At 73.4% G+C, this 23,789-nt stretch carries 16 protein-coding genes; 12 read left to right on the plus strand and 4 right to left on the minus strand.

From position 1 onward, the window contains the following. Nucleotides 1-93: 93 nt before the first annotated feature. Nucleotides 94-1,791 carry an MFS transporter gene (locus ABEB09_RS26650; protein ID WP_345692448.1) on the plus strand — a complete coding sequence of 566 codons (1,698 nt, stop codon included), beginning with the start codon at nucleotides 94-96 and terminating at the stop codon, nucleotides 1,789-1,791. Between the two features lie 120 nt (nucleotides 1,792-1,911). Beyond that, nucleotides 1,912-3,102 carry an acyl-CoA dehydrogenase family protein gene (locus ABEB09_RS26655; RefSeq protein WP_345692449.1) on the plus strand — a complete coding sequence of 397 codons (1,191 nt, stop codon included), beginning with the start codon at nucleotides 1,912-1,914 and terminating at the stop codon, nucleotides 3,100-3,102. Between the two features lie 26 nt (nucleotides 3,103-3,128). Here the strand turns inward: ABEB09_RS26655 and ABEB09_RS26660 are convergent, their stop codons facing one another. Next, a complete protein-coding gene (locus ABEB09_RS26660) occupies nucleotides 3,129-3,563 on the minus strand; it encodes a cell division protein SepF (RefSeq protein WP_345692450.1) in 435 nt (144 codons plus the stop codon). A 344-nt stretch (nucleotides 3,564-3,907) separates the two neighbouring features. On the opposite strand from ABEB09_RS26660, the gene ABEB09_RS26665 reads away from it, so the two are divergent. From ABEB09_RS26665 to ABEB09_RS26680, 4 genes are all read left to right on the plus strand, one after another. Beyond that, nucleotides 3,908-5,197, plus strand: a complete 1,290-nt coding sequence (locus tag ABEB09_RS26665; RefSeq protein ID WP_345692451.1) for a DUF5685 family protein — start codon at nucleotides 3,908-3,910, stop codon at nucleotides 5,195-5,197. A gap of 18 nt (nucleotides 5,198-5,215) precedes the next feature. Then, nucleotides 5,216-6,004 carry a DUF1684 domain-containing protein gene (locus tag ABEB09_RS26670; protein ID WP_345692452.1) on the plus strand — a complete coding sequence of 263 codons (789 nt, stop codon included), beginning with the start codon at nucleotides 5,216-5,218 and terminating at the stop codon, nucleotides 6,002-6,004. Between the two features lie 228 nt (nucleotides 6,005-6,232). Beyond that, entirely contained in the window at nucleotides 6,233-7,132 is a 900-nt protein-coding gene (locus tag ABEB09_RS26675; protein WP_345692453.1) for a S1 family peptidase, read from the plus strand. Nucleotides 7,133-7,209: 77 nt separating this feature from the next. Beyond that, nucleotides 7,210-7,692: a hypothetical protein gene (locus tag ABEB09_RS26680; RefSeq protein WP_345692454.1), complete on the plus strand. Its 483-nt coding sequence runs from the start codon at nucleotides 7,210-7,212 to the stop codon at nucleotides 7,690-7,692. Between the two features lie 4 nt (nucleotides 7,693-7,696). Here the strand turns inward: ABEB09_RS26680 and ABEB09_RS26685 are convergent, their stop codons facing one another. Beyond that, nucleotides 7,697-8,596: a DUF4231 domain-containing protein gene (locus tag ABEB09_RS26685; RefSeq protein ID WP_345694101.1), complete on the minus strand. Its 900-nt coding sequence runs from the start codon at nucleotides 8,594-8,596 to the stop codon at nucleotides 7,697-7,699. Between the two features lie 233 nt (nucleotides 8,597-8,829). On the opposite strand from ABEB09_RS26685, the gene fxsA reads away from it, so the two are divergent. The 4 genes from fxsA to fxsT all read left to right on the plus strand — a co-directional run bounded on the left by fxsA (nucleotide 8,830) and on the right by fxsT (nucleotide 16,586). Beyond that, on the plus strand, nucleotides 8,830-8,994 hold the full coding sequence (gene fxsA, locus ABEB09_RS26690) for an FxSxx-COOH cyclophane-containing RiPP peptide (RefSeq protein ID WP_345692455.1): 165 nt from the start codon (nucleotides 8,830-8,832) through the stop codon (nucleotides 8,992-8,994). Between the two features lie 21 nt (nucleotides 8,995-9,015). Next, nucleotides 9,016-11,202 carry a radical SAM/SPASM protein FxsBH, inactivated beta-hydroxylase extension form gene (fxsBH, locus tag ABEB09_RS26695; protein ID WP_345692456.1) on the plus strand — a complete coding sequence of 729 codons (2,187 nt, stop codon included), beginning with the start codon at nucleotides 9,016-9,018 and terminating at the stop codon, nucleotides 11,200-11,202. Between the two features lie 133 nt (nucleotides 11,203-11,335). After that, nucleotides 11,336-12,670, plus strand: coding sequence for an FxsC protein (gene fsxC, locus ABEB09_RS26700; RefSeq protein WP_345692457.1), 1,335 nt, complete (start codon nucleotides 11,336-11,338; stop codon nucleotides 12,668-12,670). Next, nucleotides 12,654-16,586 (plus strand): FxSxx-COOH system tetratricopeptide repeat protein, encoded by a 3,933-nt coding sequence (gene fxsT / locus ABEB09_RS26705; RefSeq protein WP_345692458.1) that lies wholly within the window; start codon nucleotides 12,654-12,656, stop codon nucleotides 16,584-16,586. Before fsxC ends, fxsT begins: the two co-directional genes overlap by 17 nt. 157 nt (nucleotides 16,587-16,743) lie before the next feature. Here the strand turns inward: fxsT and ABEB09_RS26710 are convergent, their stop codons facing one another. Further along, complete coding sequence (locus tag ABEB09_RS26710; RefSeq protein ID WP_345692459.1) at nucleotides 16,744-17,613, minus strand: alpha/beta fold hydrolase; 870 nt, start codon at nucleotides 17,611-17,613, stop codon at nucleotides 16,744-16,746. 325 nt (nucleotides 17,614-17,938) lie between these two features. Between ABEB09_RS26710 and ABEB09_RS26715 the strand changes: the two genes are divergently transcribed. Further along, the gene (locus ABEB09_RS26715) at nucleotides 17,939-19,024 is read left to right on the plus strand and encodes a S1 family peptidase (protein WP_345694102.1); all 1,086 of its coding nucleotides are present in this window, start codon (nucleotides 17,939-17,941) and stop codon (nucleotides 19,022-19,024) included. A gap of 62 nt (nucleotides 19,025-19,086) precedes the next feature. Here ABEB09_RS26715 and ABEB09_RS26720 read toward each other — a convergent pair whose 3' ends face one another. After that, on the minus strand, nucleotides 19,087-20,109 hold the full coding sequence (locus ABEB09_RS26720; protein ID WP_345692460.1) for a YhgE/Pip domain-containing protein: 1,023 nt from the start codon (nucleotides 20,107-20,109) through the stop codon (nucleotides 19,087-19,089). Nucleotides 20,110-20,275: 166 nt separating this feature from the next. On the opposite strand from ABEB09_RS26720, the gene ABEB09_RS26725 reads away from it, so the two are divergent. Beyond that, on the plus strand, nucleotides 20,276-23,788 hold the full coding sequence (locus ABEB09_RS26725) for a DNA polymerase III subunit alpha (RefSeq protein WP_345694103.1): 3,513 nt from the start codon (nucleotides 20,276-20,278) through the stop codon (nucleotides 23,786-23,788). The last annotated feature ends 1 nt before the right edge of the window (nucleotide 23,789 follow it).

Raw genomic sequence — 23,789 nt, forward strand, 5'->3', positions numbered from 1 at the left:
CAGGGGGAACCCCCAGATGCCGGGCCGCCCCGGGAACGTCCCCTCCCGGCCGGCGCCCGCCGAGCGCGAGAGTTCCACGCGGGAGGTACGTACATGTCGGGAACGACCACGGCCGGCGCACGTCTGCGTGCCACCGGCGGCGGTGCCAACCGCTGGGTCGTCCTCTTCGTCCTCTGTGTGAGCCTGCTGCTGGTCGCACTCGACGCGACCGTCCTGCACGTCGCCGTCCCCGCCGTCACCGAGGACCTCCGGCCCAGCTCCACGGCCCTGCTGTGGATCGTGGACGCCTACCCCCTGGTCTGCGCCTCGCTGCTGATCCTCTTCGGCACGCTCGGCGACCGGGTCGGGCGGCGCCGGATCCTCCTGTGCGGCTACGCCCTCTTCGGCGTGGCGTCCGCGGTCGCGGCGCTCGCCGACACGCCGGCGGTGCTCATCGCCGCCCGCGCGCTGCTCGGCGTCGGCGGCGCGATGATCATGCCCGCGACGCTGTCGCTGCTCCGGGCGGTCTTCCCCGACCGTCGCGAGCGGGCCACCGCGATCGGCATCTGGACGGCGGTCGCCGCCATCGGCGCCGCCACCGGACCCGTCCTCGGCGGGTTCCTGGTCGAGCACTTCTGGTGGGGCTCGGTCTTCCTGATCAACATCCCGCTGATGGCGCTGATCCTGCCCGTCGGCCGCTGGCTGCTGCCCGAGTCGCGCGGCAGCGGCGACGGCCCCTGGGACGTGCTCGGCGCGCTGATGGCGGCCGGCGGCGTGCTCGGCCTGGTCCTCGGCGTGAAGCGGGCCGGTGCGGGCGCCGACCTCATCGGCCCGGCCACGCTGGGCCCGCTGGTCGTCGGGGCGGTGCTGCTCGTGCTGTTCGTGCGGCGGCAGCGGCACCGGGCGCACCCGCTGATCGACATGCGGATGTTCTCCCGGCCCGCCTTCACCTTCTCCGTCGGCTGCATCGTGCTGGCCATGCTGGCCCTGGTCGGCCTGGAGCTGATCGCCGTCCAGTACCTCCAGCTGGTCCTCGGCCTCAGCCCCGTCGAGACCGGCCTGCGGCTGCTGCCCCTGACCTTCGCCGCCATGGCCGCGGGCGCCACCGGCTCGTACACCCTGGCCCGCCTCGGCCCTCGCCGGATGGTCGGCGGCGGCTTCGTGCTGACCGCCGGGGCCGTCCTGCTGCTCGTCCTCATGGGCCAGAACGACCGGCCGCTGCTTCTGACGATCGGCTTCGTGCTGCTCGGCTTCGGCCTCCAGACCACGCTGTTCGCGGCGTACGAGTCGATGCTGAGCGAGGCCCCCGCCGACTGCGCGGGCGGCGCCGCCGCGATCGGCGAGACCTCCTACCAGCTCGGTGCCGGCATGGGCATCGCCCTGCTCGGCAGCGTCATGAACGCCGCGTACGGCCCCGGGCTCAGCGGCGTGCCCGGCGTCCCGGCCCAGGCCGCCGCCGCGGCGGCCAACTCGCTCGGCGAGGCCTACCAGGTGGCCGCCCGGCTCGGCGGAGCCGCGGGCGACGCGCTGTACACGGCCGCCCGGCACGCCTTCGTGCACGGCCTCCACGTCACGCTGATGGTCAGCGCCGGGCTGCTGCTCACGGGAGCGCTGATGGCCCTGCGCCTGCCGCGCGCGATGGACCCGCACACGGCGGAGCAGCGCGACGAGGCCGCGGAACCGGCTCCCGGGACTCCCGCGCTCCCCGCCCAGGTCGCCGCCGCACCCCACGGCCACGACGTGTGCGACGCGCGCGTCCCGGCGCGGCGCGCCCCCGCCGAGCCGGCGGGCTCTGGACGCACGCCGCACTGACCCGTAACGTCAGCGCGCAGCCGTGACTATCGACGATAGTTTCAGGCTCCCCCGAGGTCACTCCTCCGCTCGACCGGGGGGACCCCAGACGCTTTGGTGAGCCAGCCGCCGGAGGCCCGAATGCCCGCACCCTCGAAGCTCCCGCCCTTCGACCCGAGCGACCCGCTCGGCGTCGACGACCTGCTCGGCCCCGAGGACCTCGCCGTCCGCGACACCGTGCGCGGCTGGGCGGCCGACCGGGTGCTGCCGCACATCGCCGAGTGGTACGAGAACGGCGAGCTGCCCGGCATCCGCGAACTCGCCCGTGAGCTGGGCGCCATCGGTGCGCTCGGCATGTCCCTTGAGGGCTACGGCTGCGCGGGCGCGAGCGCCGTCCAGTACGGCCTGGCCTGCCTGGAGCTGGAGGCCGCGGACTCCGGCATCCGCTCCCTGGTCTCCGTACAGGGCTCGCTCGCCATGTACGCGATCTGGAAGTACGGCTCCGAGGAGCAGAAGCAGCGCTGGCTGCCGTCCATGGCGGCGGGCGAGACCATCGGCTGCTTCGGCCTGACCGAGCCCGACCACGGCTCCGACCCGGCCGGCCTGCGCACGTACGCCAAGAAGGACGGCACGGACTGGGTCCTCAACGGCCGCAAGATGTGGATCACCAACGGCTCGGTGGCCGGGGTCGCCGTCGTCTGGGCGCAGACCGACGAGGGGATGCGCGGATTCGCCGTACCGACCGACGTGCCGGGCTTCTCGGCGCCGGAGATCAAGCACAAGTGGTCGTTGCGCGCGAGCGTCACCAGCGAGCTGGTGATGGACGACGTACGGCTGCCCGCCGACGCCGTCCTGCCCGGCGTGACCGGTCTGAAGGGCCCGCTGAGCTGCCTGTCCCACGCCCGGTACGGGATCGTGTGGGGCGCCATGGGCGCGGCGCGGGCGTCGTTCGAGGCGGCGCTCGACTACGCGCGGACGCGGGAGCAGTTCGGCCGCCCCATCGGCGGCTTCCAGCTCACCCAGGCCAAGCTCGCCGACATGGCCGTGGAGCTGCACAAGGGCATCCTGCTGGCCCACCACCTGGGGCAGCGGATGGACGCGGGGCGGCTGCGCCCCGAACAGGTCAGCTTCGGCAAGCTCAACAACGTGCGGGAGGCGATCGAGATCTGCCGCACGGCGCGGACGATCCTCGGCGCGAACGGGATCTCGCTGGAGTACCCCGTCATGCGGCACGCCACGAATCTGGAGTCGGTGCTCACCTACGAGGGCACCGTCGAGATGCACCAGCTGGTGCTGGGCAAGGCGCTCACCGGTCTCGACGCCTTCCGGTGACCCGGCCCCGGTGAGCGGCCCTGCCCTCAGCTCTGGTTGAAGAACCCGTCCGCGTCGCGGCCCCCGGGCTCCCCGTTGACGATCTGCGTGTCCGCGGGCGTCAGCAGGAAGACCCGGGTCGCCACGCGCTCGATGGAGCCGCGCAGGCCGAAGGTCAGGCCCGCCGCGAAGTCGACGACGCGCTTGGCGTCGTTGGGCTCCATGGAGGTGAGGTTCATGATGACCGGGACGCCGTCCCGGAACAGCTCGCCGATGGCCCGCGCGTCCCGGAAGCCGTCCGGGGCGACCGTGGCGATGCGGCGGCCCTCCTCCTGGGCGGACTCGGACGCGACCCGGACGCGGGGGTCGGTGACCCAGGCGTCGCCGTTCCGATCAGCCTCGGCGTAGTCGTCGTCGTAGTAACGCTCGTCGTTGTCCTCGACGAGCCCGAGCCATGCACTCGCCTTGCGCACCGATCCCATGGACGCCTCCTTTCGACGCGGTCACTTGTGGTTCCGCACCCCTATGGTCGTCCATGATGCGGATCGCGCGCCAAGTGGACAGTCGCCGCGCGAGCGATTCGTGACGGTACTGGTGCAGAAGATGTGGCGATTCGTCAAGGTTCTTCCTGTGTATGGCCCCTGAGGACCCCCGTCCGTAACTCAAATATGAAATTCGGTCCGGACGGGTGAGCGTAGGGGCGTACGGGTGAACGGGCCATCCCCGCGACACCGTCCGGTCACTCCTCCCCAGGGGAGGGCCCCTGGACACCTCCCGGGCCCCCGCTACGATGCCGACGCTCAAGAACGTCGACGGGGGAAGCATCGTGTTCGGAATAGTCAGGCCCTGTGCGCACCGGCTCACCGAGGGCCTCAAGACCGAGTGGATGGCCCATCTCTGCGGCCTCTGCCTGGCCCTGAGGGCGGATCACGGGCAGTTCGCCCGGGTCGCCACCAACTACGACGGGCTCATCGTCTCCGTCCTGACGGAGGCTCAGACCATGCGCACGGACGAGGCACGGCGCACCGCCGGACCCTGCCCGCTGCGCGCGATGCGCACCGCGCCCGTCGCCCGCGGCGAGGGCGCGCGGCTCGCCGCGGCGGTCTCGCTGGTGCTGGCCTCGGCGAAGGTACGGGACCACGTCACCGACCGGGACGGGCTGCTGGCCCGCAGGCCGGTCGCCGCCGCGGCGCGCCGGGTCGCCCACCGCTGGGACCGGGCCGGCGCCCGCAGCGGGCGGGAGCTGGGCTTCGACACCGCCGTGCTGGTCGACGCGGTCGACCGGCAGGCCGGCATCGAGGCGCTGGCCGGACCCGGCACCTCCCTGCTCACGGTCACCGAACCGACCGAGACGGCCACGGCGGCCGCCTTCGCGCACACCGCCGTCCTGGCCGGCCGCCCGCAGAACGCGGCGCCCCTCGCCGAGGCGGGCCGGCTCTTCGGGCGTCTCGCCCATCTGCTGGACGCCGTGGAGGACCGCGCGGCCGACGAGGCGTCGGGTGCCTGGAACCCGCTGGTCGCCACCGGTACGTCCCTCGCGGAGGCGCGGCGCCTCGCCGACGACGCCGTGCACGGCGTCCGGCTCGCGCTGCGGGACGCCGAGTTCGTCGACGACCGGCTGCTGCACGTCCTCCTCGCGCACGAGCTGCGGCGGTCGGTGGACCGGGCGTTCGGCACGACGACCTGCTCCCACCAGGGGTACGGCGCGCCGCAGCCCCCGCAGGGCGGCAACCCGTACCAGAGCGGCCATCCCCACCAGGGCGGCAACCCGTACCAGGGGGGCGGCCAGGGCCCGGCCGGGCCCTACGGCTCCGGGAACCCCTACGGCGGCGGGCCCGCGGGACCGGCCGGCGGCGGGCACGGCGGCCACGGCGGGTCCGGTGGATTCGGCGGGTCCGGTGGATTCGGCGGCGGGGGCGGGTTCGGCGGCGGCGAGGCGCCCCGGCAGAAGCCGCCGCGCGGCTTCCTGGCCGGGTGCGCCATGTTCACGTGGCTGTGCTGCACCTGCCAGATGTGCTGCGCCGAGCACTACGAGGGCCCGTGGTCGCGCAAGAGCCGGGAGGGCTGCTGCCGCGACTGCGACTGCGACTGCTGTGACTGCGGCTGCGACTGCTGACGTCGTACGGTGGTCCGCATGACCTCCGACCCCCAGCAGGACTGGCAGCGCTGGCACGAACGACGCACGGCCCAGGTCTCCGCGCCCCACGGCCCGCTCTCCCTCACCGGCACCTACTGGCTCGCCGACCATCCCGACGGCCACATCCCGGGCGTGCCCGGCGTGTGGCGGGAGGAGGGCGATGCCGTGGTGCTGACGGCCACCACCGAGGACGGCATCACCGTCGACGGCAAGCCGCTGACCGGCGACGTGCGCCTGGGCGCGGACCACACGCCCATCCCCGAGTCCCGCGTCGCGACCGGCGACCGGCGGCTCGTGGTGCTGCGCCGCGAGGGGCTCTGGGCCGTGCGCGACTTCGACCCCGAGGCCCCGACCCGGCACGTCTTCACCGGCATCGAGGCCACGCCGTACGACCCGCGCTGGGTCCTGCCCGGGACCTTCCGGCCGTACGAGGAGCCGCACAGCGTCCGCGTCGAGAACGCCGACGGCCGGGAGCGCGGACTCGGCCTGTCGGGCGAGCTGGCGTTCATGCTGGAGGGCGCCGAGCACACCCTCCAGGTGGCCGTGGAGGCCGACGGGTCCCTGTGGGCGGTCTTCGCGGACGCCACCAGCGGCCACGGGAGCTACCGCTTCCGCTTCCTGCGGCCCGCCGCACCGGCCGCGGACGGCTCCGTGACGGTCGACTTCAACCGGGCCCTGCTGCCCCCGTGCGCCTTCGCCGCCCACTTCATCTGCCCGCTGCCGCCGCCGGGCAACACCCTGCCCTTCGCGGTCGCCGCGGGGGAGCGCAACGTCCTCGCGGGCTGAGACGTCCCGGGACTTACGCCCGACGGGCACTCAGTTCCCGTACGGCCGCGAACGGTCCGCCCCGGCCGAAAGGCACCCTTGCGTCGGGTGATGAGCGCGCCAATACTCCGAGCAGCGCTCGTCAGGGGCGGCCCGTGCGGCCGGAAACCGACCGTGCCCGCCCCCGGCCGCGCCTCACGGGCCCTCCCCCCACGGTGGGCCCCCGATTCCCCTCGGGAGGAACGCGAAGTGAGGATCAAGCGCACCATCCCCCGCCGCGGCGTCGCCAGACGGAGCCGTCTGCTCGCCGTCACCGCCGGTCTCGCCGCCGCCGTCGGGCTCGCCGTCCCCGCCGCCAGTGCGGAGGCACCCCGGACCTTCGGCGCCGCGCAGCTGGCCGCCGCCGGTGAGGCCGTACTCGCCGCCGACGTCGCCGGTACCGCCTGGCGCGTCGACCCCGCGACCAACACCCTGGTCGTCACCGCCGACTCGACCGTGACCCCGCACGACATCGCGCGCATCAAGCGGGAGGCCGGCGCGAACGCGGGCGCGCTGCGCATCGAGCGCACCGCAGGAAAGATCTCCCGGCTCCTCTCCGGCGGGGACGCCATATATGCGACCAGCTGGCGCTGCTCCCTCGGCTTCAACGTCGTCAAGGGCGGCACGTACTACTTCCTGACCGCCGGCCACTGCACCGACGGCGCGGGCACCTGGTACACCAACTCCTCCCGCAGCACCGCCATAGGCCCCACCGCCGGGTCCAGCTTCCCGGGCAACGACTACGGCCTCGTCCGCTACGACAACAGCTCGCTGTCCCACCCGGGCACCGTCGGCAGCGTCGACATCACCGCGGCCGCCGACGCCACCGTCGGCATGTCCGTCACCCGCCGGGGCTCCACGACCGGCACCCACAGCGGCCGGGTCACCGGCCTCAACGCCACGGTCAACTACGGCGGCGGCGACATCGTCCGCGGCATGATCCAGACGAATGTGTGCGCCGAGCCCGGCGACAGCGGCGGCCCGCTCCACTCGGGCAGCCTCGCCATCGGCCTCACCTCCGGTGGCAGCGGCAACTGCCGCACCGGCGGCACGACGTTCTACCAGCCGGTGCCCGAGGCCCTGCGCGCCTACGGCGTCAGCATCTACTGACAGGGGCGGCCGGCGGACCCCCGTCCCGGGGGCGGGGGCCCGCCGGTTCGGCCGGCCACGAAAGACAGCGGGGGCGGATGAAACGCATCGGAGTGACCGGCCACCGGAACATCCCCGGCGAACTGCACGCCTATGTCCGGGCCGCGATCCGCGCGGCGTTCCACGGGCACGGGGGCGGCGCCCTGGAGGCGCTGTCCAGCCTCGCCGTCGGCGCCGACACGCTCTTCGCGGACATCGCGCTCGCCTGCGGCGCCGAGCTGACCGTCGTCGTCCCCAGCGACGACTACGAGGACGGCTTCGCCGACCCCGCCGAGCTGGCCCGCTACCGCGCCCTGAAGGACCGGGCGACCCGCGAGGTGCGGCTCTCCTTCGCGCACGCCACCGACGAGGCGTACTACGCGGCGGGCGCCTACATCGCCGACAACTGCGACCGGCTGCTCGCCGTCTGGGACGGCCGCCCCGCACGCGGCCGCGGCGGCACGGGCGACATCGTCCACTACGCCCGGACGCTCGGGAAACCCGTCACCGTCATCTGGCGCGACGGGGTGGCCCGGCCCTGAACCGCTACCTGCGGTGCTGCACCAGCCAGTCCGTGTGCTGCGGCGAGACGACGCGCTCGGTCTCGTACACGGCCGCCGCCCACCCCTCCTCGGTGACCTGCGTCTCCATCGCCGTGTGCATGGCCGCCAGGTCCTCCTCGACCAGCGAGTGCGCCGCGATCAGCGGCTGGTGGCGGCGGATCTCGCTCCAGGCCACCGACGCCGCCGCAGCGGCCGACAGCAGCCCCGCCACGTACGGCGAGCCGCCCACCGAGAACGTCCGCAGCGTGCCCAGCAGCAGCGCGACCAGCGTGAGCGTCGCGGTCGTCGCCGACCACAGCGCCGTCGCCCGGCGGGACACCACCTGACGGCGGTGGTACCAATTGCGCTGCTCGATCAGCCGGTCCCGGACATACGTCTCCTTGCGCACCCGGAACGGTTTGCCGCGCAGCATCCGCATGGCCGGCGTGATGAGTTCCCGGCCGGCCGACCGCTCCGATTCGCGCGGGTCCTGCCAGCCCACCTTGCGCAGTTCCCCGAGGCCTTCCTCCAGCCGCGCCAGATAAAGCGCGTCGGCGTCCCGGGCACGTTCGTCGAAAGGCGCTCCGTGCACCGCGTACCGCCACGCCATCGACTTGATGAACTCCGCCGCGGAACGGTTCAGTTGCCAATGCGACTTCGCGCGGCGCCGAGAGGCGCGATAGGTGACGAGCAGGACACCCGCGTACGCCGACGCGCCGAGCGCACCCGCCAGTTGGAACGTGTCCCCGATCCGCCACCCGCCCGGCACCGCCGCCAGACAGGCCCCCAGTACCAGCAGGAGCAGTTGCAGTCGCGTGGCCTGCACGGCCTCGCGCTGCCGGGTGACGGCGATCTCGTCGGCGCGATGGAACAGCAACGGCAGATCCGCGTTGCGGAACACCATGCTCTGGAGCGGGCCCTCATACCCGGCCATGCACACCCCCGTCTGCGGTTTTGTCGTCACTCTTTCGATGGAATGGCTTGTTCCGGGTCGTTCGGGGAATACTGGCGCAACGCTTTTGTTTCGCCGACTCGTGCTGATGTGCTGCGGGTGGCCACGAGAGTAAAGTCGTGCTGCCGACACTGCAACGGTGCGGTTTCCCACAGAACGATCCATATCCCTCAAGGACGGCCGCCGTGAGCGCTCAGACCTCATCGACCTTCGCAGCCGCGAAGAAGAACAGGGTGCCCCTCGCCGAGATCGATGTGCGCGGCGCGGACACCGCCAAGAAGCTCAGCCGCGTCCTGCCCTCCGAGAATGCCCGGGGACAGCGTACGTCCACGTTCAACTCGGCGCTCTGAAAACGGATTTAAACTGGCGGAATGACAGGACCCCCGGTCCCCTTCCGCGAGATCGTCCTCAAAGTCCACAGCCGCTGTGATCTCGCCTGTGATCACTGCTATGTCTACGAACACGCCGATCAGAGCTGGCGCACCCGACCCAGGACCATCTCCGACGAGGCGATCTCCCAGGTGGCTCTGCGACTGGCGGAGCACGCCGAGACCCACGACCTGCCCTCCGTGTCAGTGATCCTGCACGGAGGGGAGCCCCTGCTGGCGGGACCCGCGCGACTGCGCCGCGTCTGCGAGGAACTGACCCGGACGCTCACCCCCGTCACCCGCCTCGATCTGCGGATCCACACCAACGGGCTCCAGCTCTCGCCCCGCCACCTCGACGTCTTCGACACGTTCGACGTCAAGGTCGGCATCTCCCTCGACGGCGACAGGGCCGCCAACGACCGGCACCGCCGCTTCGCCGACGGCCGCAGCAGCCACCCCCTGGTCCTGCGGGCCGTGGAACTCCTGCACGGCGAGCGCTACCGCCACCTCGACCTCGGCCTGCTGTGCACCGTCGACGTCGCCAACGACCCGGTCGCCGTGTACGACGCGCTCACCGCGCTCGACCCGCCGCGCATCGACTTCCTGCTGCCGCACGCCACCTGGGAGCACCCGCCGCCCCGCCCGGACGGCTCGCCCACCGCGTACGCCGACTGGATCCTCACCGTCTTCGACCGGTGGAACGCCCAGGGGCGGCCCGTGCCCGTACGGCTCTTCGAGTCCGTCCTGTCCACCCTCGGCGGCGGCCCCAGCCTCACCGAGTCCCTCGGCCTCGCCCCCACCGACCTCGTCGTCGTCGAGACCGACGGCACCCTCGAACAGGTCGACTCCCTCAAGAGCGCCTACGACGGCGCCGCCGCCACCGGCTTCGACGTGTTCCGCCACTCCTTCGACGAGGTCGCGGCCCACCCCGGCATCCGCGCCCGCCGGCTGGGCCTCGACGGCGTCGCCGACACCTGCCGCCGCTGCCCCGTCGTGCGCTCCTGCGGCGGCGGCCTCTACACCCACCGCTACCGGCCCGGCACCGGCTTCGCCAACCCGTCCGTCTACTGCACCGACCTCGCAGCCCTCGTCCGCGGCATCGAGGAACGCGCCGCCGCCACCCTCGTACCCCCCGCCCTGACCGGCCCCGACGCGCTCGCCGCCGACCACCTGGAGCTGACCCGCATGCTCCTCGCCCGGCTCCACGGCGAGGTCGCGGACCGAGGCGGCGACGACACCTGGGACGAGGCATGGGAGCTGGCCGGCAGCGTGGAACGCGACGGGCCCGACGCCCTGGACCACGTCCTCGCCCACCCCTACACCCGCACCTGGCTGCTCACCGCCCTCGACGCCCTCCGCCTCGCCCGGCCGGACGCCCTCCCCCTCGCCCGGCAACTGCCCCGCCACCTCGCGGCCGCCGTCGTCCGGGGCGCTCTCGGCACCCCCGTACGGCTCACCCTGAACGGCCGCTCGCTGGACCTGCCCACCCTCGGCACCCTGCGCCTCCCGGCCCCCGGGCGGTTCGAGGTGCGGGCCACCGGCGACGGCGGCTTCCTCGTACGGGGCGCGGGCGCCGAGCGGCACATCGCCGCTCCCGCCGTGCCCGGCCCCGGCTGGTTCCCCGTCCGGCACGCCGGCGGGCTCGTGCTCGACGACCGCGACCCGTATCGCGACTGCTACGGCACCCCCGCCACCGGCCCCCTCGACGGGCCACGCACCACCGACTGGACCGACCGCCTCACCCGCGCCCTCGCCCTCCTGCGCGACGCCGGCATCCAGGACCCGGAGCGGTGGCTCACCACCCTCACCCCGCTCACCGGCACGGAGCCGCACGTCGGCCGCCACGGCTTCGGCGCCCTCGGCGTCCCCTTCGACGGCACCCCCCGGGACCTCGCCCGCGCCCTGGTGCGCGGTGCCCGGCGCGCCCGCCTCCACGCCCTGCTCGACGTCGCCGACCTCCACGCCCTGGACGGCGCCTGGACCCACCCGAGCCCCTGGCACGAGAAGCCCGTCCCGGTCTCCGTGCTCCTGGCCGAGGTGTACGAGCGGGCCGGCCTCGCGGCGTACGAACCCGGCCACACCGATCATCTGGACCGCGTTCTCGACCTGCTGGAAAAGGCCGCGGAACTCACCGTCGCCGGCAAACATCTGGTGGCCGAGGTGCGCAAAGAAGCCGCATACCGACGATGACCGAAAAGCGGCCCTGAATGACTGAACGCCAGGGGGGCGCGACCAAGACCGCTCCGCAATGATGAATCACCTCGTATCCTTCGTTCCCAATCCCTGATACGGGTGTTCGTGTTCACAGCAGGACGGGGGTCGTGTGCGCGCGTCACCACAGCAGCGAGCGGCGGACCATCGGCCGTACTTCTTCCTGAGTTACGCACACACGCCGCGGTACGAGGCGGGCGGACCCGACCCCGACATGTGGGTCGAGCGGCTGTTCCGCGATCTGTGCGGCCATGTGATGGCCATGACGGATCTGCCCGCCGGAGCGCCGGCCGGATTCATGGACCGGGAGATACGTTCCGGTGAGGGCTGGTCGGAAAAGCTCGCCGACGTCCTGGCCACCTGCCGGGTCTTCGTCCCGCTCTTCTCACCCCGCTACTTCGCCAGCGAGATGTGCGGCAAGGAGTGGTACGCCTTCGCCCAGCGGGCGATCTACCACCAGGCCAAGCACAACAGACCCGCCGAGGCCATCGTCCCCGCCCTGTGGGTGCCCGTCCCGCCCGAACAGCTCCCCGGGCCCGCCGAACGGCTCCAGTTCAACCACCGCGCCTTCGGCGACCGGTATGTCACCGACGGCCTCTACGGCCTCATCAAACTGCGGATATTCGAGAAGGAGTACGAGCGGGCCGTCTACGAACTGGCCAAACGCATCGTCTCCGTCGCCGACACCGCCGGCATAGGCCCCGGCCGCCCCGTCGAGTTCCGCCAGGCCCCCAGCGCCTTCGGCCCGCCGGGCGGCGGCCCCCGCCCCCTCCAGGTCACCGTCGCCGCACCCACCCGGCACGACCTCCCCGAGGGCCGCGACCCCGACTACTACGGCGACATGCCGCAGGACTGGAACCCCTACCACCCGGACTGCGCCCGGCCCGTGGCCTCCCTCGCCGAGGACCTCGCCCGCTCCCTCAACCACCAGGCGACGGTGACCTCCTTCGACCACGACACCGTGCCCCTCGACACCAAGGCGCCGCCCAGCCGGCCCGAGATCCTGCTCGTCGACCGCTGGGCCCTCCAGGACGAGGAACGCCGCGCCCGGCTCGCCGCGTTCGACGCCGAGAACCGGCCCTGGGTGAGCGTCGTCGTCCCCTGGAACCGCATGGACCACCAGAGCCGCGCGGCCGAGACCGAGCTGACCGAGAAGCTGGAGCGGACCATGCCCGTCAAGATGGGACAGGGCCGCGCCGCCGGCCGGGCCGCCGCCCGCGGCGTCCCCAGCATGGAGGCGTTCGGGCAGATCCTGCCCCAGGTGGTCGAGGCGGCCGCGCAGCAGTACCTCCGGCACGCCACCGTCTACCCGCCCGCCGGCGGCCGCCACACCGAACGGCCCCGGCTGCGCGCCCCCATGCCCGGCGAGTTCGCCACCACGCACCTCATCCCCGACACGCACGAGATCGCGCCCGATGCGGAGGCCCCGGATGACCGCCAGTCGTGATGGACGCATCGTCACCTTCTACTCGTACAAGGGTGGTACGGGGCGGACGATGGCCCTGGCCAACACGGCCTGGATCCTGGCCGCCAACGGCAAGCGGGTGCTCGCCGTCGACTGGGACCTGGAGGCCCCCGGCCTGCACCGGTTCTTCCACCCCTTCCTCGACCCCTCCACCCTCGGCGCCACCACCGGCGTCATCGACCTGATCACCGAGTACGCCTGGGCCGCCACCAACCCCGTGCAGCGCCCCGACGACTGGCACCGCGACTACGCGCGCGTCCAGCCGCACGCCGTGTCCCTCAGCCCCGAGCGGCTGGGCTGGCAGTTCCCCGCCGGCGGCACCCTCGACTTCGTCTCCGCCGGGAGACAGAACCGCGAGTACTCCGCGACCGTCTCGACCTTCGACTGGGACAACTTCTACGACCGGCTCGGCGGCGGCCACTTCTTCGACGCCCTGCGCGACGACATGAAGGCCCACTACGACTACGTCCTCATCGACAGCCGCACCGGCCTCAGCGACATCGCCGACATCTGCACCGTCCACCTGCCCGACGTCCTCGTCGACTGCTTCACGCTCAGCGACCAGTCCATGGACGGCGCCGCCGCCGTCGCCCGCCAGATCGACGAGCGCTACGGCGGCCGCGGCATCCGCATCTTCCCCGTACCGATGCGGATCGACGAGGGCGAGAAGGAGAAGGCCGACGCCGGACGCGCCCTCGCCCGGGTCAAGTTCGACGGCTTCCCCACCGGGCTCACCGGCGAGGAGCTGTCCTCCTACTGGGGCGCCGTCGAGATCCCCTACCGGCCCTACTACGCCTACGAGGAGACCCTCGCCACCTTCGGCGACGACGCCGGCATCGCCAACTCCCTCCTCTCCGCGTTCGAACGGCTCACCGCCGTCATCACCGACCAGCGCGTCACCGCCATGCCCTCCGTCGAGGAGGAGACCCGGCTGCGGATCCGCGACGCCTTCACCCGCCGCCGCCCCGCCCAGCCCGCCGACCTGTTCCTGTCGTACGTCGCCGAGAACCGCATGTGGGCCGACTGGATCGAGTCCGTCCTCACCCGCGCCGGGTTCCGCGTCGTGCCCCGCGACGTCTCCGCCGACGCCTCCGGCCACGGCGCCGACCCGCACACCGAGGCCGACGGCGCGGCCCGCACCGTGGTGCTGCTCTCCAGCGCCTACCTGAAGTCGGCGCGCGCCGTGGAGTTCTGGCGGCGGGCCACCGCCGAGGACCCGAGCGGCGGGCGCCGCCACCTGCTGCCGCTGCGCGTCGGCGACGTCCGGCTCACCGCCCCCTACATCGACCGCAACCCGGTCGACCTGTTCCGGCTCGACGAGGCGCACGCCACCAGCGCGCTGCTGCGCGCCCTCGACCGGCCCGCCAGGCCCGCCGACGCCGGGGCGCCCGGACCCCGCTTCCCCGGCACGGTCCCCACGATCTGGAACGCGCCGCCCCGCAACCCCGGCTTCACCGGCCGGTCCATCGTCCTGGAGCGGATGCGCGACCAGCTCGGCGGCGGCATGGCCGTCGTCCTGCCGCAGCCCCAGACGCTGTACGGGCTCGGCGGCGTCGGCAAGACCCAGGTCGCCCTGGAGTACGTGCACCGCTTCATGGCCGACTACGACCTGGTGTGGTGGATGTCCGCGGAACAGGCCGACGACGTCGTCGCCGGCCTCGCCGAGCTGGCCGTACGGCTCGGCGCCCAGGTCGGCGAGGACATGGCCACCGCCTCGCAGGAGGCCGTGGACCTGCTGCGGCGCGGCATCCCCTCGCACCGCTGGCTGCTCGTCTTCGACAACGCCGACGACCCCGACCAGCTCAAACGGTTCTTCCCGACCGGCGGCCACATCCTCGTCACCTCCCGCAACCAGACCTGGTCGCAGTACGGCGACTCCCTGCCCGTCGACGTGTTCCTGCGCGAGGAGTCGGTGGAGCACCTCCAGCGGCGGGCCCGGGGGCTCAGCGCCCGGGACGCCGACCGGGTCGCCGAGGCCGTCGGCGACCTGCCGCTCGCCGTCGAGCAGGCCGCGGCGTGGATCGCGGAGACGGCCACACCCGTCTCCGCCTACCTGGAACAGCTGGAGCAGGCGGCCGCCAGCACCCTCGCGCTCAACCAGCCCGCCGGCTACCCCGAGCCGGTCGCCGCGACCTGGAACGTCTCCATCGAACGCCTCAAGGAACGCTCACCCGCGGCGGTCCGGCTGCTCCAGCTGTGCGCGTTCTTCGCGCCCGAGCCGATCCACGCGAACCTCCTCTACAGCAAGGAGATGATCGAGGCGCTCAAGCCGTACGACGCCTCCCTCCAGGAGAAGCTGGTCCTCGGCCGGGTCATCCGGGAGATCGGCCGGTTCGCCCTCGCCAAGGTGGACCAGGTGTCCAACTCCATCCAGGTCCACCGGCTCGTCCAGGCCGTGATCCGGGCCCAGCTCACCGAGGAGGAGCAGCGGGAGGCCCGGCACGCCGTCCACCGCATCCTCGCGGGGGCGCGGCCCGACGACGACGAGCCGATCGACAACCCGTCCACCTGGCCGCGCTTCGCCACGATCTGGCCGCACCTGACCACATCGGAGGCACGGTACTGCCGCGAGCCCGAGACCCGGCGGCTGCTGATCGACCGCGTCCGCTACCTGTGGAAGCGCGGCGACTGGCAGACGGCGTGGACGCTCGGCTGCGAACTGCGCGAGGCGTGGCGGGAGATGCTGGGCGACGACGACCTCCAGTACCTGTACCTGCGCTTCCACCTCTCCAACATCCTGCGCTCGCAGGGTCGTTACGTGGAGGCGCGGGAGCTGGACGAGGTGACCCTGGAACGGCAGCGTGCCGTCCTCGGGCCGTCGCACCCCCACACGTACATGACCACCAGCGGCCTCGCCATGGACCTCGGCACGCTCGGCCACTACGGCAGGGCGATGGAGCTGGCCACCGAGGCGCACGAGGGCTTCCAGCAGATCTTCCACGAGTCCCACCCGCGCACGCTGGCCGCCGCGAACAACCTCGCGCTGAACCTGCGCATGGTCGGGCAGTACGCGCGGGCCCGCGAGATCGACCAGGAGGTCTTCGACCGGCGCACCGAGGTGCTGGGCCCCGACCACCCGTACACCCTGTCCTCCGCGACGTCCCTCGCCCGTGACCTGCGGGAGGTCGGCCGGTGGGAGGACTCGGTCGCGCTGCTGAGCCGTACGTACGCCGCGTACAAGGAGACGCTGGGCCGGGCCTTCCCCGGGACGCTCGCGGCGGCGAAGAGCCTCGCGGTGTCGCTGCGGCGCGCCGGACTCCTGGAGGACGCCCGCCGGCTGACGACGGCGACCCGCAACCGCTACCGCGCCAAGTACACCTCGGCGAACCCCGACTCGCTCGCCTGCGACCTGAACCTGGCCGCCGACCTGTACGCGGCGGGGGAGCCCGTCGCGGCCCGGGACCTGGCGCAGGAGGTCGTCGACCAGTACCGCAAGGTGCCCGGCGAACGGCACCCGTACACCCTGGCCGCCCTCAACAACCTGGGCATCTACCAGTGGGGGTGCGGCGCGCCCGACGTGGCCGAGCAGCTGCTGGAGGCGGCGCTGGCGGTGATGCGGGAGGTGCTGGGCGAGCGGCACCCGCACGCGCTGTTCTGCACGGTGAACCTGGCCAACGCCAAGGCGGACCTGGGGGAGCTGGACCGGGCGCTGGAGATCGAGCGCCGGACCGTGGGGGCCCTGCGCGAGGTGCTGGGCGCGCACCATCCGGAGGTGCTGGCCGTGGCGTCCAACCTGTCCGTCACGCTCGGGGCGCTGGGGCGGAAGGGGGAGGCGGCGCAGTTGCGGGCCGAGACGGCGGGGGAGCTGGTGCGGGTGGTGGGCGAGGAGCACGCGCTCACGCGCCTCGCGCGCGAGGAGCGCCGCGTGCACCGCGACTTGGAGCCGCTGGCGGTGTGACGCCCGGGCCGCCGGGGCCGTTCTCCGCTGTGCCCACCCGTTCCTCCCGCAAGGACCACGTCCAGGGGGACCCCCAGGCGGACCGACCGCCCACAGCGGAAACGGCGGCACCGCGGGTTCCGCCTGCACAGCGGAACGGCCCCCGGCGGCCCGGGCGTCATTCCGTGCCGAGCAGCCAGGTGAGGACCCGCGGCAGGGCGTGGAGGGCGTCGAAGTGGGCGGCCCCGGGGTCGAGGACCGCCCGCGCCCGCGGGATGCGCTCCGCGAGCCAGCGCGAGTGACCCACCGGCGAGAACACGTCCTGCTCGCCGTGCCACAGCAGTACCTCGCCCCGGATGTCCCCCGGGTCGAACCCCCACGGGCTGCAGAACGCCAGCGCGTCGTCGATCCACCCGTACGCCGAGGTGCGCAGCGCCTCCTGGTAGTTGCGCAGCAGCATGGAGCGGACGCCGGCGTCCTGGACGACCCTCCGGTCGGAGGCGGTCAGTTCGCGGTGGAGGTCGTCCAGCAGCTGGACCGGGTTCCGCCGGATCGCGTCCGCGCGCGGCGTGAGCCGGGCGGCGACACCGTCCGGGTCGAGCGTCGCCGCCCGGTACTCGCGGACGTTGTGCGCGGTCATGCCCGCGAACCAGTCGAGACCGTCCGCGTCCCGGGGCGCCAGCGCCACCAGCGCGGCCGTCCGCGTCACCCGCTCCGGCAGCAGCGCCGCGCAGGCCAGCGCGTGCGGGGCGCCGCCCGAGCGGCCCACCACGGCGAACCGCTCCAGGCCCAGCGTGTCGGCGATCGTCTCGACGTCGCGGGCGACATCGGCCACGCTGCGCCCGGCGAGCCGGTCCGAACCGCCGTAGCCGGGCCTGTCGTACGCGATGAGCTGCATCCCGCGCTGGTAGAGCACCATCCCGCGCGGCGCCGGGCCGAGTCTGCTGCCGGGGGTGCCGTGCAGCAGGAAGACCGGGGCGCCCTGCGGATCCCCCAGCCGTTCCACCATCAGATGCCGGCCGTCCGCCGTGCGCACCCGACGTCGCAAGGCGCCGCCTCCTTTGTGGGTTTGCCGGTGTTGTTCCCCCCGCGCCCGATGATGACCCATCAGGATCTGTGGGGGAATGGAGGGGGAACCGGACAGGACTAGTCCTCACGCGTTGACCACCGGCTCATTGCACCCAGTGTTCGCAGTCGGAATCGACCAGTGGTGACCCGCGGTAGCCCGGGGCGTGGGGGCGCACTGTGGACGTCGTGTGCGCGTCCTGAACTCGACCTTGTGTGCTACCTGTCGGTATCGGAATAGTGGGCGCCCCATCCTCCGTGTCCGGGCACCCCACTTGCTCGGCACGGCCCCCCACAGGAGGTTGATGTTGAAGCACCGACGCATACCCACGAGGCGTGCGGCCCTCGCCGGTGGAGCCGTGGTGGCTCTCCTCGGCGCCGCGGTCACCTTCCAGACTGCGAACGCCAGTGAGGACGTTCCCCGGTTCGAGGTGAAGACCCTCTCGGCGGCGGCGGCCGGAAACCTCGCCTCGTCGCTGGACGAGCGGCTCGGCGCCGACGCCGCCGGTGCGTACTACGACACCAAGTCCCGCACGCTCGTGGTGAACGTGGTCGACGAGCAGGACGCGGAGACCGTCCGCCAGGCAGGCGGCAAGGCCCGGGTCGTCGAGCACTCGCTGGCCGAGCTGAAGAGCGCCCGGCAGGCCCTGAAGACGCGGGCCACCATCCCCGGCACCTCGTGGGCCGTCGACCCCGTGACGAACAAGGTGATCGTCACCGCCGACAGCACCGTCAAGGGCGCCGACTGGGACAAGCTGACGAAGGTCGTCGACGGCCTCGGCAACAAGGCCGAACTGACGCGCTCGGCGGGCACGTTCACCCCGTTCATCGCCGGCGGCGACGCCATCCACACCGGTGGCGGCCGCTGCTCGCTCGGCTTCAACGTCGTCAAGGACGGCCAGCCGCACTTCCTCACCGCCGGCCACTGCGGCGACTCCGGCAGCGAGTGGTCCGACAGCCAGGGCGGCCCGAAGGTCGGCACCATGGTCGACTCGCAGTTCCCGGGCAACGACTTCGCGCTGGTCAAGTACGACACCGACACCGACCACCCCAGCGCGGTGAACCTCTACAACGGCAGCGCCCAGCAGATCACGCGCGCCGAGGAGGCCACCGTCGGGATGAAGGTGACCCGCAGCGGGTCCACCACCCAGGTGCACGAGGGCGAGGTCACCGGTCTGGACGCCACCGTGAACTACGGCAACGGCCAGATCGTCGAGGGGCTCATCCAGACCACGGTCTGTGCCGAGCCGGGCGACAGCGGCGGCTCGCTCTTCTCCGGTGACGCGGCCGTCGGCCTGACCTCCGGCGGCAGCGGCGACTGCTCCTCCGGCGGTACGACGTTCTTCCAGCCGGTGACGGAGGCGCTCCAGGCGTACGGGGCGCAGATCGGCTGACGGAGGGACGACTCCGGGCGCGGGGCCCGTACGGTGCGAGGGTTCACCGTGCGGGCCCCGCGTCACGTCCCGATCGCCTTGCCCGGCGTGCCGTTGTCGCGCCGCATCGACGACACCACCAGGGTGACCGCCGCGCCGGCGACCGCCCAGATCACCAGCACCTGGAGCGAGCCCCCGATCGCGTTGCCCTTGAAGTACGCGATCGAGCGCGCCGCCCAGGTGCCCGCGCCCGGCGGCAGGCCCGGGCCGATCGCCCGCCAGAAGTCGGGGAGCATCGGGCCCGGGAAGGCGCCGCCCGCGCTCGGGTTGCCGGCGACCACGATCAGCAGCACCGCGAGGCCGATGCCGACGATGCCGGTGAGCGACTGGAGGGCGAGGGTGATCGCGCCGACCGCGAAGACCACCAGCGCGCCCAGGGCCCACAGCGCGGGCAGGCTCCCCGGCAGGGCGTCCAGGAGGGGGCCGACGATGAGCGCGCCGCCGAGGCCGCCGAGGATCGCGGACAGGGCGAGGACGGTGAGCCGGATGACCGCCCGGGAGGCGTTGGCCGGCCGGGCGCCCGCGCTGATCGCGAGGATCGAGGCCAGCAGATAGCCGCCCACGCACCACCCGACGACCAGGTAGAACGCGGACAGCCCGTTGAAGTCCTGGCGGGAGGCGGGGGCCACGTCCACGGTCCGTACCGTGCGCCGCTGGGCCGCCTCGGTCTCCGTGACGATCCGCTCCAGGGCGGTGGCGAGGGCCGCGCCGCCGCCGGTGGCGACGAGCAGGGTGTCCTGGGTGCCCGCCGGGTCGACGACGAGGGCGCCGTCGATGCTGCGGTCCCGGACCTGCCGCCGCGCCTCGGCCTCGTCGCGCAGTACGCGCGGGTCGAGCGGGTCCCCGGGCAGACCGGCCAGCTGCTCGGCCGCCCGGCCGGCGGCCGCCCCCGGGGCGACCACGCCGAACGGGACGTCCTCGGGCTTCGGGCGGTGCAGGGCGCCCACGTAGGACGCGATGAACAGAAGCTGGAGCGCGAGGACGCCGATGACCAGCAGCGCGGCCCTGGGCGTGACGGCGCTTCGCACCTCGGAGGCGAGCGTCATGCCCCCACGCTCCGTGCCCGAGCACGTTTCCGCAGGTGGGGCGGGTCCGAATGGCTGAGCAGGGGTCCGGGGCGACTCCGTACGAACGGAGTCGTACATCCGTTCGAACTTGGTCTATGGTGGTACACGAGGGGGAGGTGAGGTCGGATTGATCCAGGAGGTGCGGGTGCCGGGGTTCACGCATCTGCACACCGTTTCGGGCTTCTCCCTGAAGTACGGAGCCTCCCACCCGGAACGGCTGGCCGCGCGCGCCGCCGAACGCGGCATGGACGCCGTCGCCCTCGTCGACCGGGACACCGTCGCCGGGGCCGTACGGTTCGCCAAGGCCTGCGGCAAGGAGGGCGTCCGGCCGCTGTTCGGCGTGAACCTCGCCGTCGGGCCGCGCGCGGCGGAGGCCGCCGGGCCCACCGAGCGCCGCCGCACCCCCGTGCGCGGCGGCGCCTTCGTCGACGAGTCCGCGCCGCGCGCCCTCTTCCTGGCCCGCTCCGGGCGCGGCTGGGCCGCCCTGTGCCGGCTGATCGGCGCCGCCCACGCGGCCGGCGCCTCGCCCGCGCGCACCACCGGCGCGCCCGTGCTGCTGCCCTGGGCCGACAACCACGGCGACGACCTGACCGTCCTGCTCGGGCCCGACTCCGACGTCGGCCGCGCCCTGACCGCGGGCCGCCCCGACCGCGCCGCCCGGCTCCTCGCCCCCTGGCGCGAGGTGTACGGCGACGCCCTGCGCCTGGAGGTCGTCCACCACGGCCGCCCCGGCACCGGGCCCGGCTCGCTCCGGCAGGCCGCCCGCACCCTGGGCTTCGCCGCCGACCAGGGCGTCCGCCCGGTCCTCAGCAACGCCGTGCGGTACGCCGACCCGGGGCTGGGCCCCGTCGCCGACGTCCTCGACGCGGCCCGCCGCCTGGTCCCCGTCGACCCGCGCAGGGGCCTCGACGGCGGCGAGCGCTGGCTCAAGGACCCGGCCGCCATGGCCGCCGTCGCCGAACACGTCGCCGAGGCCGCCGGGCTGCGCCGGGACTCCGCCCACCGGCTGCTCGCCCTGACCGAGGAGACGGCGGGGGAGTGCGTCGTCGACCCCGAGGACGACCTCGGCATCGGCACCGTCCACTTCCCCGAGCCGCACCTCGTCGGCGCCGCCCACCGCACCGCCGGACGCGTGCTGCGCTCGCGCTGCGCCGCAGGGATGGTGCTGCGCGGCCACGACCGCAAGCGCGAGTACTGGAGCCGCCTGGAGGACGAGCTGCGCACCATCGAACGGCTCGGCTTCGCCACGTACTTCCTCACCGTCGCCCAGGTCGTCGACGACGTCCGCGGCATGGGCATCCGGGTCGCCGCGCGCGGCTCGGGCGCCGGCTCCCTGGTCAACCACCTGCTGGGCATCGCCCACGCCGACCCCGTCGAACAGGACCTGCTGATGGAGCGGTTCCTGTCGGTGCGGCGGCCCGCGCTGCCCGACATCGACATCGACGTGGAGTCCGCCCGCCGCCTGGAGGTCTACCGGGCCATCCTCGACCGGTTCGGCCCCGAGCGGGTCGCCGCCGTCGCCATGCCCGAGACCTACCGGGTCCGCCACGCCGTACGGGACGTGGGCGCCGCCCTGTCCATGGACCCCGCCGACATCGACCGGATCGCCAAGTCGTTCCCGCACATCCACGCCCGCGACGCCCGCGCGGCCCTGGACGAACTGCCCGAGCTCCGCGAACTCGCCGCCGAGCGGGACCGGTACGGGAGGCTGTGGGAGCTGGTCGAGGCACTGGACGCGCTGCCGCGCGGCGTCGCCATGCACCCGTGCGGGGTGCTGCTCTCCGACGCCTCGCTGCTCGCCCGCACCCCGGTGGTGCCCACCAGCGGCGAGAGCTTCCCCATGTCCCAGTTCGACAAGGACGACGTGGAGGAGCTGGGCCTGCTCAAGCTCGACGTGCTCGGCGTGCGGATGCAGTCGGCGATGGCCCACGCGGTCGCCGAGATCGAGCGGACCACCGGCGAGAAGGTCGACGTCGACGACCCGGCGCAGGTGAAGCCGGGCGACCCGGCGACGTACCGGCTCATCCGGTCCACCGAGACGCTCGGCTGCTTCCAGATCGAGTCGCCGGGCCAGCGCGACCTGCTCGGCCGGCTCCAGCCGTCCACCTTCCACGACCTGGTCGTGGACATCTCGCTGTTCCGGCCCGGGCCGGTCGCGGCCGACATGGTCCGTCCGTTCATCGCCGCCCGCCACGGCCGGGCGCCCGTGCGCTACCCGCACCCGGACCTGGCGGAGGCGCTGGAGGAGACGTACGGGGTCGTGGTCTTCCACGAGCAGATCATCAAGATCGTGGACATCATGACCGGCTGCGGCCGGGACGAGGCCGACGCGGTACGGCGCGGCCTGTCCGACCCGGAGTCGCAGGGGCGCATCAAGGTGTGGTTCGCGCAGAAGGCGAAGAGCAGGGGCTACACGCCCGAAGTCGTCGCGCACACCTGGGAGATCGTCGAGGCGTTCGGCTCGTACGGCTTCTGCAAGGCGCACGCGGTGGCCTTCGCGGTGCCCACCTACCAGTCGGCGTGGCTGAAGGCCCATCACCCGGCGGCCTTCTACGCCGGGCTGCTCACCCACGACCCGGGCATGTACCCGAAGCGGCTGCTGCTGGCGGACGCGCGCCGGCAGGGGGTGCCGGTGCTGCCGCTGGACGTGAACCGGTCGGGCGTCGCCCACCGGATCGAACTGGTGTCCGGATCGCCGTCCGGTACATCCGGTACGTGGGGATTGCGACTTGCGCTCTCCGACGTCCACGGCATCAGCGAGGCCGAGGCCGCCCGCATCGAGGCCGGCCAGCCGTACGCCTCCCTGCTGGACTTCTGGGAGCGGGCCCGCCCCAGCCGCCCCGTCGCCGAACGGCTCGCCCAGGTCGGCGGACTCGACGCGTTCGGCGCCAACCGCCGCGACCTGCTGCTCCACCTCGCCGAACTCCACCGCCTCCAGCGCGGCACCGGCTCGTACGGCGACCAGCTGCCGCTCGCCGGCGGGCGCAGGTCCGCGCCCCTCGGCCTGCCCGACCTGACGGACGCCGAACGGCTCAGCGCCGAGCTGGGCGTGCTCTCCATGGACGCCTCGCGCAACCTGATGAGCGACCACCAGGACTTCCTGGACGAACTCGGCGTGGTCACCGCCCAGCGGCTGCGCACCGCCCGCAACGGCCAGACCGTGCTGGTCGCGGGTGCCAAGGCGGCCACCCAGACGCCGCCCATCCGCTCCGGCCGGCGCGTCATCTTCACCACGCTCGACGACGGCTCCGGCCTGGTCGACCTGGCCTTCTTCGACGACAGCCACGAGCGGTGCGCCCACACGGTCTTCCACTCCTGGCTGCTGCTCGTGCGCGGCACCGTCCAGCGGCGCGGCCCGCGCAGCCTCAGCGTCGTCGGCTCGGCCGCCTGGAACCTCGCCGAACTCATCGACCTGCGCCGCGAGGGCGGCCTGGACGCGGTCGCCGCGCGCCTCGCCGAACCGGGACCGGTCCCCGCCGCCGACCGGCCGGGCGACGGCGACCGGCATGGTGACGGCGACCGGCCGACCGGCGACGACCGGCGGATCACCATGCCCACCGGGTACGAGATGCACCCCTGGGCCGACCTCCGCCCCGCCGGCGAAGGCGCGGCGCCGGGGCGCAAGCTGTGGCACCAGAGCCAGGGAAGCGCGGGGTGAA

The sequence above is a fragment of the Streptomyces coeruleoprunus genome, from assembly GCF_039542925.1.
Lineage (GTDB): Bacteria > Actinomycetota > Actinomycetes > Streptomycetales > Streptomycetaceae > Streptomyces > Streptomyces coeruleoprunus.

Bases quoted from the DNA above. Each gene is read 5' to 3' on its own strand.
- ABEB09_RS26685 (WP_345694101.1), bottom strand. From the start codon at position 8,596: ATGGTGTTCCGCAACGCGGATCTGCCGTTGCTGTTCCATCGCGCCGAC.
- ABEB09_RS26660 (WP_345692450.1), bottom strand. From the start codon at position 3,563: ATGGGATCGGTGCGCAAGGCGAGTGCATGGCTCGGGCTCGTCGAGGAC.
- ABEB09_RS26720 (WP_345692460.1), bottom strand. From the start codon at position 20,109: ATGACGCTCGCCTCCGAGGTGCGAAGCGCCGTCACGCCCAGGGCCGCG.
- fxsBH (WP_345692456.1), top strand. From the start codon at position 9,016: ATGACAGGACCCCCGGTCCCCTTCCGCGAGATCGTCCTCAAAGTCCAC.
- ABEB09_RS26655 (WP_345692449.1), top strand. From the start codon at position 1,912: ATGCCCGCACCCTCGAAGCTCCCGCCCTTCGACCCGAGCGACCCGCTC.
- fxsT (WP_345692458.1), top strand. From the start codon at position 12,654: ATGACCGCCAGTCGTGATGGACGCATCGTCACCTTCTACTCGTACAAG.
- ABEB09_RS26650 (WP_345692448.1), top strand. From the start codon at position 94: ATGTCGGGAACGACCACGGCCGGCGCACGTCTGCGTGCCACCGGCGGC.
- ABEB09_RS26680 (WP_345692454.1), top strand. From the start codon at position 7,210: ATGAAACGCATCGGAGTGACCGGCCACCGGAACATCCCCGGCGAACTG.
- ABEB09_RS26670 (WP_345692452.1), top strand. From the start codon at position 5,216: ATGACCTCCGACCCCCAGCAGGACTGGCAGCGCTGGCACGAACGACGC.